Source organism: Ralstonia sp. 24A2 (genome assembly GCF_051783885.1).
Lineage (GTDB): Bacteria > Pseudomonadota > Gammaproteobacteria > Burkholderiales > Burkholderiaceae > Ralstonia.
The window spans coordinates 82,502-99,933 of record NZ_JBPVZD010000002.1 but is presented as its reverse complement, the minus strand read 5'-3'; the positions used below and the strand labels follow the sequence as shown (position 1 = coordinate 99,933).

20 protein-coding genes are annotated in these 17,432 nt (G+C 64.4%); 15 read left to right on the top strand and 5 right to left on the bottom strand.

The genetic code is table 11. The features are described 5' to 3' along the window. The first annotated feature begins 3 nt into the window (after nt 1-3). The 14 genes from hisG to tatC all read left to right on the top strand — a co-directional run bounded on the left by hisG (nt 4) and on the right by tatC (nt 9,626). Nucleotides 4-693 carry an ATP phosphoribosyltransferase gene (hisG, locus tag ACS13N_RS05240; RefSeq protein WP_438930707.1) on the top strand — a complete coding sequence of 230 codons (690 nt, stop codon included), beginning with the start codon at nt 4-6 and terminating at the stop codon, nt 691-693. Continuing rightward, the gene (gene hisD, locus ACS13N_RS05235) at nt 690-2,015 is read left to right on the top strand and encodes a histidinol dehydrogenase (RefSeq protein WP_438930706.1); all 1,326 of its coding nucleotides are present in this window, start codon (nt 690-692) and stop codon (nt 2,013-2,015) included. The genes hisG and hisD overlap by 4 nt, the downstream gene beginning before the upstream one ends. 16 nt (nt 2,016-2,031) lie before the next feature. Further along, nucleotides 2,032-3,153, top strand: coding sequence for a histidinol-phosphate transaminase (hisC, locus tag ACS13N_RS05230; protein WP_438930705.1), 1,122 nt, complete (start codon nt 2,032-2,034; stop codon nt 3,151-3,153). Further along, nucleotides 3,150-3,740 carry an imidazoleglycerol-phosphate dehydratase HisB gene (hisB, locus tag ACS13N_RS05225; protein ID WP_438930704.1) on the top strand — a complete coding sequence of 197 codons (591 nt, stop codon included), beginning with the start codon at nt 3,150-3,152 and terminating at the stop codon, nt 3,738-3,740. Before hisC ends, hisB begins: the two co-directional genes overlap by 4 nt. Before the next feature lie 55 nt (nt 3,741-3,795). Continuing rightward, nucleotides 3,796-4,419, top strand: a complete 624-nt coding sequence (locus ACS13N_RS05220) for a MarC family protein (RefSeq protein ID WP_438930703.1) — start codon at nt 3,796-3,798, stop codon at nt 4,417-4,419. Between the two features lie 8 nt (nt 4,420-4,427). After that, nucleotides 4,428-5,081 carry an imidazole glycerol phosphate synthase subunit HisH gene (hisH, locus tag ACS13N_RS05215; protein ID WP_438930702.1) on the top strand — a complete coding sequence of 218 codons (654 nt, stop codon included), beginning with the start codon at nt 4,428-4,430 and terminating at the stop codon, nt 5,079-5,081. 74 nt (nt 5,082-5,155) lie between these two features. Next, entirely contained in the window at nt 5,156-5,899 is a 744-nt protein-coding gene (gene hisA, locus ACS13N_RS05210; RefSeq protein WP_438930701.1) for a 1-(5-phosphoribosyl)-5-[(5-phosphoribosylamino)methylideneamino]imidazole-4-carboxamide isomerase, read from the top strand. Nucleotides 5,900-5,949: 50 nt separating this feature from the next. Further along, complete coding sequence (gene hisF / locus ACS13N_RS05205; RefSeq protein ID WP_438930700.1) at nt 5,950-6,726, top strand: imidazole glycerol phosphate synthase subunit HisF; 777 nt, start codon at nt 5,950-5,952, stop codon at nt 6,724-6,726. Next, on the top strand, nt 6,723-7,145 hold the full coding sequence (gene hisI, locus ACS13N_RS05200) for a phosphoribosyl-AMP cyclohydrolase (RefSeq protein ID WP_438930699.1): 423 nt from the start codon (nt 6,723-6,725) through the stop codon (nt 7,143-7,145). The genes hisF and hisI overlap by 4 nt, the downstream gene beginning before the upstream one ends. Next, a complete protein-coding gene (locus ACS13N_RS05195) occupies nt 7,138-7,512 on the top strand; it encodes a phosphoribosyl-ATP diphosphatase (RefSeq protein ID WP_169340178.1) in 375 nt (124 codons plus the stop codon). The genes hisI and ACS13N_RS05195 overlap by 8 nt, the downstream gene beginning before the upstream one ends. 29 nt (nt 7,513-7,541) lie before the next feature. Then, nucleotides 7,542-7,916, top strand: a complete 375-nt coding sequence (locus tag ACS13N_RS05190) for a DUF4870 family protein (RefSeq protein ID WP_438930698.1) — start codon at nt 7,542-7,544, stop codon at nt 7,914-7,916. A 60-nt stretch (nt 7,917-7,976) separates the two neighbouring features. Continuing rightward, nucleotides 7,977-8,234: a Sec-independent protein translocase subunit TatA gene (gene tatA / locus ACS13N_RS05185; protein ID WP_004634617.1), complete on the top strand. Its 258-nt coding sequence runs from the start codon at nt 7,977-7,979 to the stop codon at nt 8,232-8,234. Nucleotides 8,235-8,254: 20 nt separating this feature from the next. Continuing rightward, on the top strand, nt 8,255-8,773 hold the full coding sequence (gene tatB / locus ACS13N_RS05180) for a Sec-independent protein translocase protein TatB (RefSeq protein ID WP_021197516.1): 519 nt from the start codon (nt 8,255-8,257) through the stop codon (nt 8,771-8,773). 52 nt (nt 8,774-8,825) lie between these two features. Next, the gene (tatC, locus tag ACS13N_RS05175; RefSeq protein ID WP_438930697.1) at nt 8,826-9,626 is read left to right on the top strand and encodes a twin-arginine translocase subunit TatC; all 801 of its coding nucleotides are present in this window, start codon (nt 8,826-8,828) and stop codon (nt 9,624-9,626) included. A 70-nt stretch (nt 9,627-9,696) separates the two neighbouring features. On the opposite strand, the gene ACS13N_RS05170 is transcribed toward tatC, so the two are convergent. From ACS13N_RS05170 to ACS13N_RS05150, 5 genes are all read right to left on the bottom strand, one after another. Then, entirely contained in the window at nt 9,697-10,773 is a 1,077-nt protein-coding gene (locus ACS13N_RS05170) for an ABC transporter ATP-binding protein (protein ID WP_438930696.1), read from the bottom strand. After that, nucleotides 10,766-12,577 (bottom strand): ABC transporter permease, encoded by a 1,812-nt coding sequence (locus ACS13N_RS05165; protein WP_438930695.1) that lies wholly within the window; start codon nt 12,575-12,577, stop codon nt 10,766-10,768. The genes ACS13N_RS05170 and ACS13N_RS05165 overlap by 8 nt, the downstream gene beginning before the upstream one ends. 87 nt (nt 12,578-12,664) lie before the next feature. Further along, nucleotides 12,665-13,783, bottom strand: a complete 1,119-nt coding sequence (locus ACS13N_RS05160; RefSeq protein WP_438930694.1) for an ABC transporter substrate-binding protein — start codon at nt 13,781-13,783, stop codon at nt 12,665-12,667. 122 nt (nt 13,784-13,905) lie between these two features. Continuing rightward, nucleotides 13,906-15,429, bottom strand: coding sequence for a sensor histidine kinase (locus tag ACS13N_RS05155; protein ID WP_438930693.1), 1,524 nt, complete (start codon nt 15,427-15,429; stop codon nt 13,906-13,908). Next, nucleotides 15,426-16,130, bottom strand: a complete 705-nt coding sequence (locus tag ACS13N_RS05150) for a response regulator (protein WP_438930692.1) — start codon at nt 16,128-16,130, stop codon at nt 15,426-15,428. The genes ACS13N_RS05155 and ACS13N_RS05150 overlap by 4 nt, the downstream gene beginning before the upstream one ends. A 107-nt stretch (nt 16,131-16,237) precedes the next feature. Here ACS13N_RS05150 and ACS13N_RS05145 point away from each other — a divergent pair, with 107 nt between their 5' ends. Next, entirely contained in the window at nt 16,238-17,380 is a 1,143-nt protein-coding gene (locus ACS13N_RS05145; protein WP_438930691.1) for an ABC transporter substrate-binding protein, read from the top strand. The last annotated feature ends 52 nt before the right edge of the window (nt 17,381-17,432 follow it).

The window sequence follows — 17,432 nt, the reverse complement described above, 5'->3', positions numbered from 1 at the left end:
GCCATGAACGCACTCCAGTCCGCTCCCGATCAGCTCACGCTGGCGCTCTCCAAGGGCCGCATCTTTGAAGAGACGCTGCCGCTCCTGAAGGCCGCCGGCATCGAGGTGACCGAAGATCCGGAAACCTCGCGCAAGCTGATCCTGCCGACGTCAGACCCGGCGCTGCGCGTGATCATCGTGCGTGCCTCCGACGTGCCGACCTACGTGCAGTACGGCGCGGCGGACTTCGGCGTGGCCGGCCGTGACGTGCTGATGGAGCACGGCATGGCGGGCCTGTATGCGCCCATCGACCTGAACATCGCACGCTGCCGCATGTCGGTGGCGGTGCCCAAGGGCTTCGATTACGCCAACGCGGTGCGCCAGGGCGCGCGCCTGTCGGTGGCGACGAAGTATCTGAATACCGCGCGCGAGCACTTCGCCAAGAAGGGCGTGCACGTCGACCTGATCAAGCTGTACGGCTCGATGGAGCTGGGCCCGCTGGTGGGCCTGGCCGATGCCATCGTCGACTTGGTCAGCACCGGCGGCACGCTGCGCGCGAACAACCTCGTCGAGGTGGAAGAGATCGTGCAGATCTCGTCCCGACTGGTCGTCAACCAGGCTGCGCTGAAGTTGAAGCGCGAGCGGCTGGCACCGATCCTCGACGCTTTCGAGCGCGCTTCCGCCAAGGACGCGCTTGTTGGGGAACCCGCATGAGCCTGAGTATCCGTAAGCTGGATTCGGCCGAAGCCGGATTCGCGGCGCAACTGCGCCAGGTGCTCGCTTTCGAGGCGAGCGAAGACGAAGCCATCGACCGCGCTGCCGCGCAGATCCTGGCCGACGTGAAAGCCCGCGGCGATGCCGCCGTGCTGGAAGCCACGCAACGCTTTGACCGCATCGAAGCCGATAGCGTGGCCGCGCTGGAACTGTCGCCCACCGTGCTGCAAACCGCGCTGGACGGCCTGGAGCCCAAGCGCCGCGCGGCACTGGAAGCGGCCGCCGCCCGCGTGCGTGCGTACCACGAGAAGCAGAAGCTCGAGTGCGGCACGCACAGCTGGGAATACGCAGAAGCTGACGGCACCGTCCTCGGCCAGAAGGTCACGCCGCTCGATCGCGTGGGCATCTACGTGCCGGGCGGCAAGGCGGCGTATCCGTCGTCGGTGCTGATGAACGCGATTCCGGCACGCGTGGCCGGCGTCAAAGAAATCATCATGGTGGTGCCCACGCCGGGTGGCGTCCGCAACGAGCTGGTGCTGGCTGCCGCCTGCATCGCCGGGGTGGACCGCGTGTTCACGATCGGCGGCGCGCAGGCTGTGGGTGCGCTGGCCTATGGCACGGACACCGTCCCTGCGGTCGACAAGATCGTCGGCCCGGGCAACGCGTATGTGGCGGCCGCCAAGCGCCGCGTGTTCGGCACGGTCGGCATCGACATGATTGCCGGTCCCTCGGAAATCCTCGTCATCTGCGACGGCACGACCGACCCGGACTGGGTGGCGATGGACCTGTTCTCGCAAGCCGAGCACGACGAACTCGCGCAGTCGATCCTGCTGTGCCCGAACGCCGAGTTCATCGCGCAGGTGGAAGCCAGCATCAACCGCCAGCTTGAAGACATGCCCCGCCGCAACGTGATCGCCGAATCGCTGTCGGGCCGTGGCGCACTGGTCAAGGTGCGTGACATGGAAGAGGCCTGCGAGATCGCCAACGACATCGCGCCGGAGCATCTGGAAATCTCCGCCGAGAACCCGCGCCAATGGGCCGAGCGCATCCGCCACGCGGGCGCGATCTTCCTTGGCAAGTACACCAGCGAATCGCTGGGCGATTACTGCGCGGGCCCGAACCACGTGTTGCCGACTTCGCGCACGGCGCGTTTCTCGTCGCCGCTGGGCGTGTACGACTTCATCAAGCGTTCGAGCCTGATCGAGGTGAGCGAAGCCGGCGCGCAGATGCTGGGCGAGATCGCCGCCGAGTTGGCCTACGGCGAAGGCTTGCAAGCCCACGCACGCAGCGCCGAATACCGCCTGACCCCGAAATCCGAATAACGCCAACCGCCTCACAATGACCGCCGCTCCAGACCAGCCTTCGCTTGACGAGCTGCTCGCCCGTATCGTGCGCGACGACGTGCGCGCGATGGGCGCGTATCACGTGCCCGACGCCACCGGCATGGTCAAGCTGGACGCGATGGAGAACCCGTACCCGCTGCCGGCGATGCTGCGCGATGCGCTGGGCAAGCGCCTGGCTGATGTCGCACTCAACCGTTACCCGGTGCCGACCGCCGACGCGCTCAAGGCGCAGCTCAAGCGCGTGATGCACGTGCCGGTCGGCTCTGAAGTGCTGCTGGGCAACGGTTCGGACGAGATCATCAGCCTCATCGCCATCGCCGCAGCCAAGCCGGGCGCGACCGTGCTGGCCCCGCTGCCGGGCTTCGTGATGTACGCGATGTCGGCGCAGTTGCTGGGGCTGAACTTTGTCGGCGTGCCGCTCAAGGTCGACCTGACGCTCGACCGCGAAGCGATGCTGGCCGCCATGGCTGAGCACCAGCCCGCCGTCATCTATCTGGCGTATCCGAACAACCCGACCGGCAACCTGTTCGACGCCGCCGACATGGATGCCATCATCCGCGCTGCACGCGGGCCGGTCTGCCAGAGCCTGGTGGTGGTCGACGAGGCCTACCAGCCATTTGCGCAGCACAGCTGGATGCCGCGCCTGCCGGACTTCGACCACCTGCTGGTGATGCGCACCGTCTCCAAGCTGGGCCTGGCCGGCATCCGCCTGGGCTACGTGGCCGGCCATCCGAAGTGGATTGCTGAGCTGGACAAGGTGCGTCCGCCGTACAACATCAACGTGCTGACCGAGGCGACCGCCCAGTTCGTGCTCGAACACGTGGATGTGCTCGATGCCCAGGCAGCGACCCTGCGCGCCGAGCGGACCAAGCTGATCGACGCGCTGGCTGCGCTGCCGGGTGTTGAAGTCTTCCCGAGCGCCGCCAACTTCATCCTAGTGCGCGTACCCGATGCAGCGGAAATGTTCGATCGCCTGCTAAAACGGCGGGTTCTCATCAAAAACGTCAGTAAAATGCACCCGTTGCTGGCCAACTGTCTGCGCGTGACGGTCAGCAATCCCGAAGAAAACGCGCAATTTCTCGATGCCTTCGCCGCATCGCTGCAGGAAGCCCCATGAGCCGCCGTGCCGAGGTCACTCGCAACACCTCTGAAACGCAGATCCGCGTCGCCCTTGATTTGGACGGCACGGGCAAGCAGACGCTGAACACCGGCGTCCCCTTCCTCGACCACATGCTCGATCAGATCGCCCGTCACGGCATGGTCGACCTGGACGTTTCGGCCACTGGCGACACCCATATCGACGATCACCACACCGTGGAAGACGTCGGCATCACGCTTGGCCAGGCGGTTGCCAAGGCCATCGGCGACAAGAAGGGCATCGTGCGCTACGGCCACAGCTACGTGCCGCTGGACGAAGCCCTGTCGCGCGTGGTGATCGACTTCTCCGGCCGTCCGGGCCTGGAGTTCCACGTGCCGTTCACGCGTGCGCGCGTCGGCAACTTTGACGTGGACCTGTCCATCGAATTCTTCCGCGGGTTCGTCAACCATGCCGGCGTGACGCTGCATATCGACAACCTGCGCGGCATCAACGCGCATCACCAGATCGAAACCGTGTTCAAGGCCTTTGGCCGCGCGCTGCGCATGGCGGTCGAGATCGATCCGCGTGCTGCTGGCACCATTCCGTCGACCAAGGGCGCACTCTGATCCACCGCGTCGGCCTGGCCGCGCCTACCCGACTCCAAAAACGGCCACCGATCCGATGGATCTGACCAAGAGCTTTTTCTCGCTGCTCGCGCTGATCAACCCGATCGGCGCGATCCCGTTCTTCATCAGCCTGACCGAAAGCCAGACGGATGAGGAAAAGCGCCGCACCATCAAGGTTGCCGCGATTTCGGTGGCGATCGTGATTGGCCTGTCGGCGTTGCTGGGCGAGCAGATCATCGGCTTTTTCGGGTTTTCGGTCGGTTCGTTGCAGGTGGGTGGCGGGATCATCATGATCATGATCGCGCTGAACATGCTGAACGCGCAGACCAGCCGCACCAAGGCCACGCCCGAAGAAGAGGACGAGGCCGGCGCCAAGGCGAGCATTGCCGTCGTGCCGCTGGCGATTCCGCTGCTCACGGGCCCTGGCTCGATCAGCACGGTGATCGTCTATGCGGGCAAGACCAAACACTGGTGGGAGCTGTTTCTGCTGGCCGGCGTGGGCGTGGGAATCGCGCTGGTGGTCTGGATTGTGCTGCGCGCCGCCGAGCCGATCGCCCGCGTGATTGGTCGCACCGGCATCAACGTTGGCACGCGGTTGATGGGTTTGATCTTGGCGGCGCTGGCCGTGGAATTCATCGTAGACGGGTTGAAAACCCTGTTGCCCGTACTTAAGTCCTAAGTGAAGTCATGACTAAGATCGCAATCGTCGATTACGGCATGGGTAATCTGCGCTCGGTGGCGCAGGCCCTGATGGCCGTTGCTCCGGAGGCCGATGTGCGCATCAGTGCGCAAGCCGACGAAATTCGCGCCGCCGACCGCGTGGTGCTGCCGGGGCAGGGTGCCATGCCCGACTGCATGGCGGCCTTCGACCAATCCGGTCTGCGCGATGCTGTGCTGGAAGCGTCTCGCACCAAACCGATGCTCGGCGTGTGCGTGGGCGAACAAATGCTGCTCGAGCGCAGTACCGAAGCGCGCGCCGGCCAGGAATACACGCCGGGCCTCGGCCTGATCAAGGGCGAAGTGGTCCGCTTTGAACTGGACGGCCAGTTGCAGCCGGACGGTTCGCGGTACAAAGTGCCTCAGATGGGGTGGAACCGCGTGCATCAGACCCGCGCCCATGCTCTCTGGGAAGGTGTGCCCGATCAGAGTTACTTCTATTTCGTGCACAGCTACTATGCACGGCCCGCCAACGCCGCAGAATCGGTCGGAGAGACCGAATACGGCGTGCGGTTTACCTGTGCCATCGCCCGGGATAATATTTTTGCAACACAGTTTCACCCGGAAAAAAGTGCGCAAGCCGGCCTGCAGATCTACCGGAATTTCGTGCACTGGAATCCGTGAGCTCGGCGTCGCCGTCGCAGACCTTGCTGCTGAATCCCGTTTAACCCCACCCCCTCAACTTTGTCGTTACGACTATGCTGCTCATCCCCGCCATCGACCTGAAGGACGGTCAGTGTGTGCGCCTCAAGCAAGGCGATATGGATCAAGCCACCGTGTTCTCGGAAGACCCCGCTGCCATGGCGCGGCATTGGGTCGAACAGGGCGCGCGCCGCTTGCATCTTGTCGATCTGAACGGCGCTTTCGTGGGCAAGCCGCGCAACGAGGCCGCCATCAAGGCCATCATCGCCGAAGTGGGCGATGAGATTCCGGTGCAGCTCGGCGGCGGCATCCGCGATCTGAACACCATCGAGCGCTGGCTGGACGACGGTCTGTCGTACGTGATCATCGGCACGGCGGCGGTGAAGAATCCGGGCTTCCTGCAGGACGCGTGCACTGCGTTTGGCGGCCACATCATCGTCGGGCTCGACGCCAAGGACGGCAAGGTCGCCACCGACGGCTGGAGCAAGCTCACCGGCCATGAAGTGGTGGATCTGGCCAAGAAGTACGAGGACTACGGCGTCGAAGGCATCATTTACACCGACATCGGCCGCGACGGCATGCTGCAGGGCATCAACATCGAGGCCACGCTCAAGCTCGCGCAGTCGGTGCAGATTCCAGTGATCGCCAGCGGCGGCTTGTCCAACCTGAAGGATATCGACCACCTGTGTGCGGTCGAAGAATATGGCGTGGAAGGCGTGATCTGTGGTCGCGCTATCTACTCCGGCGATCTGAACTTCAAGGAAGCGCAAGCTCTCGCGGACAAACTCGGCGCCGCTTAATTCGTACTCAATAAGCGGCGCTCAACGGGTGCTCCGGCGCCCGACTCATCATGCTAGCCAAACGAATCATCCCCTGCCTGGACGTGACCAACGGCCGGGTGGTCAAGGGCGTCAACTTCGTCGAATTGCGCGACGCGGGCGACCCCGTTGAAATCGCGCGCCGCTACGACGAGCAGGGCGCCGACGAAATCACGTTCCTCGACATCACGGCCACGTCTGACGGGCGCGACCTGATGCTGAACATCATCGAGGCGGTGGCATCGCAGGTTTTCATTCCGCTCACGGTCGGTGGCGGCGTCCGCGCGCTGGAAGATGTGCGTCGACTGCTCAACGCGGGTGCGGACAAGATCAGCATGAACTCGTCGGCGGTGTCGAATCCGCAGCTCGTGTCGGACGCCAGCGCCCGCCATGGCGCGCAGTGCATCGTCGTGGCGATCGACGCCAAGAAGGTGTCGGCCGAAGGCGAAGCGCCGCGCTGGGAAGTGTTCACGCATGGCGGACGCAAGGGCACGGGCTTGGACGCCGTGGCCTGGGCACGCGAAATGGCGCAACGCGGCGCCGGCGAGATTCTGCTCACCAGCATGGATCGCGACGGCACCAAGGCTGGTTTCGACCTCGACCTCACGCGTGCTGTATCGGACGCCGTGCCGGTGCCGGTCATCGCCTCTGGCGGCGTCGGCAACCTGCAGCATCTGGCTGACGGTATCCAGCAAGGCCACGCCGATGCGGTGCTGGCCGCCAGCATCTTCCACTACGGTGAATACACCGTCGGCCAGGCCAAGCAATTCATGGCTGAGAAAGGCATTCCAGTACGGATCGGATCATGAGCAAGAAGTGGCTGAACAAGGTCCACTGGGACGACAACGGCCTCGTGCCGGTGATCGTGCAGGAGCAGGGCAGCAACGATGTGCTGATGTTCGCCTTCATGAACCGTGAGGCGCTTCAGAAGACCGTGGAAACCGGCGAAGCCGTGTTCTGGTCGCGTTCGCGCAAGCGTCTGTGGCACAAGGGCGAGGAATCCGGGCACATCCAGCAGGTGCACGAAATCCGCCTGGACTGCGACGAAGACGTGGTTTTGCTTCGTGTCACACAAGTCGGCGGGATCGCCTGCCATACTGGCCGCCACGCGTGCTTCTTCCAGAAGTTCGAGGGCAACGCAGAAGACGGCGATTGGCACACCGTTGAGCCCGTGCTCAAGAATCCTGACGACATCTACGCCGGCAAGCCTGGCCACAACCATGAGTGACACCCTGCGCCGCCTAGGCGAGGTGCTCGAATCCCGCAAGCTCGCCAACGGCGGCGACCCGGACAAGAGCTACATCGCCCGCCTGTTCAACAAGGGCGACGACGCCATCCTCAAAAAGATCGGCGAAGAGGCCACCGAGACGGTCATGGCCGCCAAGGATGCCCGCGCTGCCGGCATGACCGACGAGGCACGCAGCAAGGTTGTCTACGAAGTGGCGGACCTGTGGTTCCACACCATGGTGCTGCTGTCGCACTTTGATCTCACGCCGGATGACGTGGTCAACGAACTGGCGCGCCGCGAAGGACTCTCAGGATTGGAAGAGAAGGCGTTGCGCAAGTCGCAAGCTCGCGACGCCGCAGGTGACTGATCGGTGACGAATCGTCGCAGGGAGGCAGCGTGGACAACTACGGATCGGCAGTGACAGTGACGACAGACGAAGAACGTCTGGCCGGGCTGCGACGGCTGACGCATATCCTGTATGCGCTCTACGCCATTTTTTGGTTGACCGGCGGCATCACTGCATTGATTGCCATCATCGTCGGGTATGTTAAGCGCGACGATGTGCGCGGCACGCTGTACGAGTCGCACTTTCGTTGGCAGATCCGTTCGTTCTGGTGGTGCGTACTATGGGGTGTGATCGGAGTGATGCTCATTCCGCTGGCCTTTATCGGCTTTGCGGTGCTTTGGGTTCTGGGTATCTGGATGCTGTATCGTATTGTGAAGGGCTGGCTGTACCTGAACGACAGCAAGCCGATGTACGCCAATCAGTAATCAACCAATGGCGCCGCCATCGCTGCGGCGTCACCAGTCGTATTTACGTGGGAGTAGGACATGGGTTCCTTTAGCATTTGGCACTGGCTGATCGTGCTGGTGATCATCATGATGGTGTTCGGCACGAAGAAGCTGCGCAACATCGGTTCGGACCTGGGCAGCGCCGTGAAGGGCTTCAAGGACGGCATGCGCGAAGGCCAGGAAGACAAGCCGGCAGGTTCGCAACAACCGCAACAGACCGCCGGCCAGCCGCCGCGCGAGCTGCACGACGCGACGACGATCGACGTCGAAGCGCGCGACAAGTCCAAGCAAGGCTGAGCACCATCGCACGCTGACCGATGATCGATCTCGGTATTTCCAAGCTGGCGTTGATTGGCATGGTGGCGCTCGTCGTCATCGGGCCGGAGCGCTTGCCCAAGGTGGCGCGCACCGCTGGCGCCTTGCTCGGCCGCGCGCAGCGTTACATCGCCGATGTGAAGGCCGAGGTGAGCCGCGAGATCGAACTCGAAGAGCTGCGCAAGATGCGCACCGACTTTGAGCAGGCCGCGCGCAATGTCGAGCAGACCATCCACCAGGAAGTCAGCAAGCACACGTCGGAAATCAACGAACGCCTGAACGAGGCGCTCGGCGATCCGGCGCTGCGCGAGACTGCCACTTCCGCCCCCGACTGGCGCCCGGCACCGGGCAAGTCACGCAACGGCCGCAACAGCTGGCGCAACAAGCAGCTCTCGATGCCCAAGTGGTATCGCCAGAAGCAGGGCGTGCGCATGTGGGCGCAATCGGGCGCGGCACGCGTCAAGCGTCACCGTCCGCCCATCGTTGCCGCGCAATCGCGTGGGCGTTCCTTCTTCGAATGATTCTCCGAGCGCCCACCGCCGGGTGCTCTGACCGCATCCCCATCCAGCCGACATGAGTGCCGCTCCGCTCGATCCGCAATCGCCCGAGGACGGCGCGCAGGAAACCTTCATCTCGCACCTGGTCGAGCTGCGCGAGCGCATCGTCAAGGCCGGTGCGGGCGTGCTGCTGATCTTTCTGGGCCTAGTCTACTGGGCGCCGGACATTTTCAACCTGTTCTCGAGGCCGTTGATTCAGGCGCTGCCCAAGAACGGCCACATGATCGTGACGGACGTCACCGGCTCGTTCTTCGTGCCGATGAAGGTGACGCTCCTGGCGGCCTTTCTGATCGCGTTGCCGTGGGTGCTGTATCAGATCTGGCGCTTCGTGGCGCCGGGCCTGTACTCGCACGAGAAGCGCATGATCATGCCGCTGGTGGTCAGCACCTACATCCTGTTCCTGTGCGGCGTCGCGTTTGCGTACTTCCTCGTCTTCCCGACCGTGTTCAAGGTGATGGCGCACTACAACGCGCCGCTGGGCGCGGAGATGTCGACCGACATCGACAAGTACCTCAGCTTTGCGATGACCACGTTCCTGGCGTTCGGCATCACTTTTGAGGTGCCCGTGGTGGTGATGGTGCTGGTGCGCTTTGGCATCGTCAGCCTGGAAAAGCTGCGCCAGGCAAGGCCGTATGTGGTGGTGGGCGCATTTGTGATTGCAGCGGTCGTCACGCCGCCCGATGTGATGTCGCAACTGCTGCTGGCCGTGCCGCTGTGGCTGCTGTATGAGCTGGGACTGATCCTGGCGGCCATCTTCCTGCGCAAGACCGTGGCACCTGCGGCTGACCCCGAACATCTTCCGGTGGTGAAGGACTGATCCACCGATCATCGAAAGGTCCAAAGAAAAAGGCAGCCGAAGCTGCCTTTTTTGTTGCCGTTGAAACCGCTTATGCGGCGTACAACCAGAACTGCTCGCGCGGGAAGGTCAGCGCGTACTGGCCATCGCTCGGAGCGCTACTGGCGTAGGCACGCAGGCCCGTGCCCGCCGCACCGCTGGCGCGGAACAGGCATTCCCAGCGGTCACCCAGATACATGCGCGTCGCCAAGGGTAGGTGGATCGTGTTGTCTGCGTTGTCCACACCCACGCGCACCTGCTCCAGACGAATCACGCCATGAGCCGACGCGCCCGGCTTCAGATCGCCGCGCGCCACACCCCACAGCGACCAACCACCTGCCTCGTCCACCAGACGGGCCATGCCGTCGCGCACTTCAGCGATCTTGCCGTTGACGCGGTTGTTGCTGCCCATGAACTCGGCGGTGAAGAGCGTCTCAGGCGCGCCGTACATCTGCTCGGGCGTGCCTTGCTGTTCAATCACGCCGTTGTTCAGTAGCAGGATGCGGTCGGACATGGCCATCGCTTCGCTTTGGTCGTGTGTGACCATCAACGCGGAGAGCCCCAGGCGCACGATCAGCTCGCGCAGGAAGGCACGGGCTTCTTCGCGCAGCTTGGCGTCGAGGTTGGAGAGCGGCTCATCGAGCAGGATCACGGGCGGGTTGTAGACCAGCGCACGGGCAATCGCCACGCGCTGCTGCTGGCCGCCGGAGAGCTGGCTCGGGAAGCGCTCGCCCAGATGGCCGAGGCCCAGTTGCTGCAGCACGGCCTGCACGCGTTCCTTGATCTGCGCGGACGGTGTCTTGCGCAGCTTGAGCGGGTACGCAACGTTCTCGGCCACGGTCTTGTGCGGCCACAGCGCGTAGGACTGGAACACCAGGCCCAGGTTGCGCCCTTCGGCCGGCACGTCGAGCTTCTTGGCGCCGTCGAACATGACGCGATCGCCAATCTGGACGGTGCCCTGGCTGGCCTGTTCCAGGCCGGCGACGGCACGCAACAGCGTGGTCTTGCCCGAACCGGACGGGCCCAGCAGCGAGACGACCTCGCCCTTCTGCAGCTGCATCGAGACACCCTTGAGGACCGGGTTGTTGCCGTATTGCAGGTGCAGGTCGTTGACAGTGAGTTCAATCATGGAGCTTTACCCCGAAACGCAGTGCGATGCCGAGGCCGACGGCCACTAGCACGATATTGACGAAGGACAGCGCGGCGACGATATCGATGGCGCCGCCCGCCCACAGGGAAACCAGCATCGAGCCGATCGTCTCGGTGCCCGGCGAGAGCAGGTACACACCGGTCGAGTACTCGCGCTCGAAAATCAGGAAGATCAGCAGCCAGGCGCCGAGCAGGCCGTAGCGCGTGAGCGGCACGGTCACGTCGCGCGTGGTGCGGGCGCGGCTGGCACCCACCGAGCGCGCAGCTTCTTCCAGCTCTGGGCCGACTTGCAGCAGCGCGGCCGAGATCAGCCGCAGGCCGTAAGCCATCCACACCACCGTGTAGGCAATCCACACGCTGAAGATCGTGCTGCGTAGATCGCGCAGGCTCGGCACGACGTGCTCGATGATCCAGTTGGCGAAGGGCACGCTGCTGTCGGTCAGCAAGGTCTCGATCCAGTTCGGTACGAACAGGAACACCCACAGGAAGGCCAGACCGGCCAGCAGGCCCGGAATCGCGCGGGGCACCAGCACGCTGTAATCGAGGAAGCGCGTCCAGCCGTCCGGCTTGCGGTGCATGGCCAGGCCGATGCACGTGTAGCAAGCCACGGCGATGGCACCGCCGATCACGCCGATCAGCACCGTGTTGATCATCGCGCGCAGGAACTGGGGCTGCTCGAAGATTTGATGGAAGGCCGTCAGCGACACAGCATCCGTGAGCGACACGCCTTCACCCCAGTTCGACACGAAGGCGCGCAGCGCAATGCCCGACAGCGGCACGACCACCGAGATGAAGAACCACAGCACCACCACCGCCCACGCCGGCCAGCGCCACGAGCCCAGAGGCAGCGGACGGCTGCGCGTGACCTTGCCCTTGACCGTGACGAAGCGGTTGGCCGACTTCAGCATGTAGCGCTGCAGCAGTACCAGCGGGAACGTCACCATCACCAAGCACACCGCCACGGCCGCCATCAGGTGATAGGCCGGCGTGCCGAGCTTGTTGGTCAGCTTGTACAGGTACGTGGCCAGCACGAGGTGGCCTTCCGGATCGCCCAGCACCAGCACCAGGCCGAACACCTCGAAGCCGAGGAAGACCACCAGCACGGCTGCATACAGCAGGGCGGGGCGCACCATCGGCAGGCTCACGTTAAGCATCACTGACAGTGGCGAGGCCCCCGCGATACGCGCCGCCTCTTCCACGTCCGAGCCCAGGCTGCGCAGTGCAGACGACACATACAGATACACGTGCGGCACGTGCGTCAGGCCCGCGATGATGATGATGCTGGTGAACGAATACACGTTCCAGGGCACGCCACCGAAGATGTGCTTGAACCAGATCGTGTAGAAGCCGACCGGGCCGGCCGACACCACGTAGCCGAAGGCCAGCACCATCGGCGAAACGAACACCGGGATCATCAGCATCGGCTCGATGATGCGGCGGCCGGGTAGGTCTGAGCGCACCATCAGGAAGGCCAGCATGCCGCCCAGCGGCACCGAGATCACCGCCAGGCCGAGGGCCAGCGCGGCGGACTTTTCGAATGCGTGCCAGAAATCCGGATCATCGAAGATGAATCGATACGCATCGAGCCCCGCCAGCGCGTCGGGCATGAAGAACGGCGCGGACAGAAAGCTCTGGTAGAAGATCAGCGCCAGCGGCGTGAAAATCGCCAGCGCGGTAAGCAGGATGACCACGCCGCGCGGCAAAGCCTGTCCCACACGCGTCCAGGGCGAGCGCTTGAGGGAGACTTGCGAAGCGGCGGCACGGTCTTGCGCTAGAGAACGCATGGTGCCTCCAAGAGGAGCCGGCGCCAGGTACGGATGGCGCCGGCAGGTCGGTCAGATGAGAGGAGTCGTGATCAGCAAGTCAGCAGATCAACGGCCGGCGGCGGTGCGCCATTGCTTGATGAAGTCCAGGCGCTTCTTCGGTTCCAGGAACGTCAGGATCGACTCGTCCACCGGAATCGGCTTGATGGAGTTGCCGAGGATCTTCTTCAGGCCGGCGGCGGTCGCTTCGCCCGTCACGTCGTCACGCAGCGAGTGCAGGTCCGACTTGTTGGCGAGGATGTCCTGGCCGCGCTTGGACAGGATGTAGTCCAGCCACAGCTTGGCCGCGTTCGGGTTCTTCGCCTTCTTGGCGATCATCGCCACGCGCGAGACCACCAGCGTGTAGTCCTTCGGATAGACGATGCCGATCGACGGATCCTTCTTGGCGCGCGCAATCGCGTACGAGCCGAGGATGTTATAGGCCACCAGGTTCTCGCCCGAGGCCACGCGCTCCATCATCGTGCCGGTGGACGACTGCAGCACCAGGTTCGGGCCAACGGCCTTGATGAAGTCGAAGTACTGCGGCGAATCCTGGTTGTCCTGCGCGGCCATCATGAAGCCCACGGCGGACTTCTCGATGTCGTACGTCGTGACCTTGTTCTTGAAGCGCTCGGGCTGGCTGCTGACCAGCTTGGCGAAATCGGCGTGCGTTTGCGGCACTTCCGAATCCTTGATGAGGCGCTTGTTGTACAGGAACACGGCCGGCTCATACGTCGTGCCGTAGGCGATGCCCTTGTGGACGGCCCAGGTCGGCAGGTTCGGCACTTCCGGCGAGTCGTACTTCATCGCGTAGGTCTGCGCGAGCTTGAGCTGCGAGTCCATCGACGAGTTCCACATCATGTCAGCCGAGGCGCCGCCGGCGGCCTGCTCGCTGATGAAGCGGTTGTACAGCTCGCTGCTGTTCATGTCGTTGTACTCGACCTTCACGCCGGGGTAGAGCGACTCGAAGTCCTTGATCAGCGGATCTGCGGCCTTGGTGTCAGTCGTTGCGTAGACCACGACCTTGCCTTCTTTCTTGGCGGCGGCGATGGTGTCGGCGTAGCTGGCGGGATAGCCAGCCGGGACTTGTGCGAGTGCAGCGGTGCTGAGGGTCAGAGCGGCAGCAGCAATCGAAACGAGAGCGGCGTGCGCGGGCACAAGACGGGGCAAAATGCGGCCACGAAGCATGGGTTTGTCTCCTGTTTGCTTGTGATGGTGTGGGGCCGGCTACTTATGGCTTGTTGCGTGTAGCTCGGACGGATGGCCCCAGGTGCGGCGGATTATAGAAATCGCGCGCTTTCGCCACGCTTTCATTGCGGCTGCTGCGTTGCAGCATGCTCAGGAGACGTTGCCGATGGTGTAAGCGGCACGCGAATCCGCGCCGACAATCCCACGCCGCCATGCCCGTTCGGCTCGCCATCGGCCAGTTCGATCTGCCCGCCGCTGCGGGCCGCATAGGCCCGTGCAATGGCCAGTCCCAGGCCAGAGCCCTCGGCTGCATAGCGCGCATCTTTCGGCGCGCTCCTGGGTTTACCCGCACGACCACCGCCCTCATGCGCACGGCGGAAGCGCTGGAATGCGTGCGCGCGTTCGTCGGCGCTCATGCCGGGGCCGGTGTCGTCCACGCAGACGAGCGCGGTGTCGCCATCAGCAATCGCCCGCACGGTGATGCGCCCGCCCGCCGGCGTGTAGCGGATCGCGTTGTGCACAAGGTTGGAGAGGGCCTCGCGCAGAAACGCCGGATAGCCTGTGACGGACAGCGGCGTGGTGAGCCCCGCATCGTCCCATCCCAGGTCTTGTTGCTTCTCGCGTGCCAGCGGCAATGCGTCGACCACTACGTCGCGCGCCAGCTCGCCCAGGTCGAAGGTCTCGGCCGGTGCATCCTGCCCCGCATGGCGCGCGCGGGCGAGCGCGAGCAACTGCGAGGTCAGCCGGTTGGTCGACTGCAACCGCGCGATGATGGCCGTGAGGCTTTCACGCACACGCACCGGATCGGTCTCGCGCAGCGCGTACTCGGCTTGCGTGAGCAGCACTGCCAGCGGCGTGCGCATCTGATGCGATGCGTCGGCGAGGAACTGGCTTTGCGCTTCCGCCAGTTCTGCGTAGCGATGGATGTGGTGGTTGATCGCTTCCACCAGCGGACGCACCTCGGCGGGCACATCGGTCGCGTCGAGCGGCCGCAAGTCGTCGGAGGCGCGGACGGCGATGCTGCGCGCAAGGCGGTTTAGCGGCCGCAACGCCACGGTCACGCCCAGCCACAGCAGCGCCGCGCTCACCACTACCAGTGCCGCATCGCGCAGCAGCGTGCCTCGCCAGACGGCTTGCTGCAGCGCGCGCCGCGTCTCGATGGTCTCGGCCACCTGAATCACGATGCGCGCTGGCAGCCCCGGCTGATACAGCGGCTTAGCGACGGCAGCTACGCGCACCGGCTCACCGTGATACAGCGCGTCGTAGAAAAACTCGGTGTCGTTTTCCAGGCGCGTGGTGGGCAGTGGCAAGTCGTCATACCCGGTGAGCGCGGCCTCGGGGGCTTTGCCCGGTGCGGGTTCGAAGGCGACGCGATAGTAGACGCTGCTCTGCGCGGTCGACTCGAACATCGACAGCGCCACATACGGTACGTTGACTTGCACCTGCCCCCGCTCGATCGTCACGCCGTTCTCGATGGCGCGCACCGAGCCGAGCAGGGCACGGTCGTACGCGCGGTCAGTCGCGCTGCGCAGCGCCTGGTACGCCGTCACGATGTCGATCGCCAGCACGCCGATCAACCCGGGTAGCAGCAGCCACAGCAGCGTGAGCTTCAGGCTGCGCGGCAGCAGGGCAAGGCGTTGCTTCATGAGGTGGTGCTGTCGCCGGCGGTGTCGGTGTCGCTGGTACCGGCTTCGAGCATGTAGCCGAGGCCGCGCACGGTGACGATCTGCACGCCCGTGCCCGCCAGCTTCTTGCGCAGGCGGTGCACGACCACCTCCACTGCATCGGGGCTTGAATCACTGTCGAGGTTGAACACCTTGTCGAACAGATGCACCTTGGCGATCGGCTGGCCGGTCTTATGCAGCAGCGCCGACAGCGCAGCGTGCTCGCGCGGCGTGAGCGATAGCGGTTCGCCCGATAGCAGGAACGCCTTGCGCCCGGTGTCGAACTCCAGTGGCCCGCAGCGCAGGCGCGGGAACGCCCGGCCGCGGCTGCGGCGGATCAGCGCCATCAGTCGCGCTTCCAGCTCGGACAGCGCGAACGGTTTGGTGAGGAAATCATCCGCGCCCGCGTTCAAGCCGCGCACGCGCTCATCCAGCGCGCCCTGCGCCGTGAGGATCAGCACCGGCGTGCGGTCGTCGCGCGCGCGCATGTCGGCCAGCACCGCAAAACCGTCCTTGCGTGGCAGGCGCAGGTCCAGTACCACCGCGTCAAACTCTCCGGAGCCGAGGAACGCTTCCGCGATCACGCCATCAGCCGCGCGCTCGATCACGAAGCCGCTTTGTGCCAGCGCACGCGCCAGCCACGCCGCCAATTCGTCCTCATCCTCCACCAGCAAGATCCGCATCGGGTGTCTCTCAATATCGTTCTGTGTGCTTTTTCATGATAATGCGTGGCGCCCTGATCCCGGCCACATCGCCGATCACACCATCCAACCGATGCGGCCTGACTTGCATGTCGTCCATCCCAAATTCCCGTCGCCGCTGGCTGTGCCAGACCGCCGCGTTGTTGGCAGCGGGAGGTGCTGTTTCACTTGAAAGCCGCGCGCAATGGCTGGCCACGCCCGCGCCCGAGCTGCCGTCGTACTACCCACGCGACTACGGCGCGATGATCGACGCTGCCCGTCGCGAAGGCCGCGTCACGGTCTACTCGACAACGGACTTTGCCGCCGCGCATCCGCTCATCCGCGCATTCGAGGCGCGTTACCCCGGCATCACCGTCGACTACCGCGAGCAGAACAGCGACGACATCTATCGACGCTTCCTCGCTGAACTGGCCGCCAAGTCACCCGGCGCCGACGTCGTGTGGAGCTCGGCGATGCCCGAGCAGTTCAAGCTCGTCAACGATGGCCACGCACTGTCGTATGCGTCACCCGAACGGCCGTACCTGCCGTCCTGGGCGATCTGGAAGAACGAAGCCTACGGCACGAGCTACGAGCCGGTCGTCTTCGTCTACAACGCACGCCAGTTGCCCGCCGATCTGGTGCCGTCCACGCACGCCGATTTCGCCCGCATTCTCAACAGCCATCGCGACTTGCTGCGTGGCCGCGTCGCCGCGTACGACATCGAGCACTCGGGCTCCGCCTTCCTGTTTGCTGCGGAAGATGCGCGTACATCGCCCGTGTTCTGGGATGTTGCCAAGGCATTGGGTGGCGTCAACGTCAACTTGTACATCACGACGGCCGCCATGCTGGAGCGCGTGGCTTCTGGTGAAAGCCTGCTCGCTTACGACGTGATCGGCTCGTACGCCGCGCGCTACGCCGATCGCAATCCCGCGCTCGCCATCAAGATGCCGACTGACTACACGTTGGTCGCCACGCGCGTCGCCTTCATTGCCCGCCGCGCCGCCCGGCCGAACGCCGCGCGGCTGTGGCTCGACTTCATGCTCTCGCGTGATGGCCAGAGCGTCATGGCTGACCGCGCGTTCCTCTTCTCGCTGCGTCAGGACGTCGAGACCGGGCTGACCGCCAAGCGCCTGCTCGCCGAACTAGGCAATACGCACAGGCCCATTCCAGTCGGCCCGGGTTTACTCGCCCATCAAGATCAGCTTCGCCGTGCCGATTTCCTGAAGCGATGGCGTGCCGCGCTCGGCCGCTAATGGAAAAGAGATTCACTGATCTCTTTTGAGGGTGGCGTGGCGAGAAGGCGAC

Bases quoted from the DNA above. Each gene is read 5' to 3' on its own strand.
- hisC (WP_438930705.1), top strand. From the start codon at position 2,032: ATGACCGCCGCTCCAGACCAGCCTTCGCTTGACGAGCTGCTCGCCCGT.
- tatC (WP_438930697.1), top strand. From the start codon at position 8,826: ATGAGTGCCGCTCCGCTCGATCCGCAATCGCCCGAGGACGGCGCGCAG.
- hisI (WP_438930699.1), top strand. From the start codon at position 6,723: ATGAGCAAGAAGTGGCTGAACAAGGTCCACTGGGACGACAACGGCCTC.
- ACS13N_RS05170 (WP_438930696.1), bottom strand. From the start codon at position 10,773: ATGATTGAACTCACTGTCAACGACCTGCACCTGCAATACGGCAACAAC.
- ACS13N_RS05155 (WP_438930693.1), bottom strand. From the start codon at position 15,429: ATGAAGCAACGCCTTGCCCTGCTGCCGCGCAGCCTGAAGCTCACGCTG.
- ACS13N_RS05150 (WP_438930692.1), bottom strand. From the start codon at position 16,130: ATGCGGATCTTGCTGGTGGAGGATGAGGACGAATTGGCGGCGTGGCTG.
- ACS13N_RS05145 (WP_438930691.1), top strand. From the start codon at position 16,238: ATGTCGTCCATCCCAAATTCCCGTCGCCGCTGGCTGTGCCAGACCGCC.
- hisG (WP_438930707.1), top strand. From the start codon at position 4: ATGAACGCACTCCAGTCCGCTCCCGATCAGCTCACGCTGGCGCTCTCC.
- ACS13N_RS05165 (WP_438930695.1), bottom strand. From the start codon at position 12,577: ATGCGTTCTCTAGCGCAAGACCGTGCCGCCGCTTCGCAAGTCTCCCTC.
- ACS13N_RS05195 (WP_169340178.1), top strand. From the start codon at position 7,138: ATGAGTGACACCCTGCGCCGCCTAGGCGAGGTGCTCGAATCCCGCAAG.
- hisA (WP_438930701.1), top strand. From the start codon at position 5,156: ATGCTGCTCATCCCCGCCATCGACCTGAAGGACGGTCAGTGTGTGCGC.
- hisF (WP_438930700.1), top strand. From the start codon at position 5,950: ATGCTAGCCAAACGAATCATCCCCTGCCTGGACGTGACCAACGGCCGG.
- tatB (WP_021197516.1), top strand. From the start codon at position 8,255: ATGATCGATCTCGGTATTTCCAAGCTGGCGTTGATTGGCATGGTGGCG.
- tatA (WP_004634617.1), top strand. From the start codon at position 7,977: ATGGGTTCCTTTAGCATTTGGCACTGGCTGATCGTGCTGGTGATCATC.
- hisD (WP_438930706.1), top strand. From the start codon at position 690: ATGAGCCTGAGTATCCGTAAGCTGGATTCGGCCGAAGCCGGATTCGCG.
- hisH (WP_438930702.1), top strand. From the start codon at position 4,428: ATGACTAAGATCGCAATCGTCGATTACGGCATGGGTAATCTGCGCTCG.
- ACS13N_RS05160 (WP_438930694.1), bottom strand. From the start codon at position 13,783: ATGCTTCGTGGCCGCATTTTGCCCCGTCTTGTGCCCGCGCACGCCGCT.
- hisB (WP_438930704.1), top strand. From the start codon at position 3,150: ATGAGCCGCCGTGCCGAGGTCACTCGCAACACCTCTGAAACGCAGATC.
- ACS13N_RS05220 (WP_438930703.1), top strand. From the start codon at position 3,796: ATGGATCTGACCAAGAGCTTTTTCTCGCTGCTCGCGCTGATCAACCCG.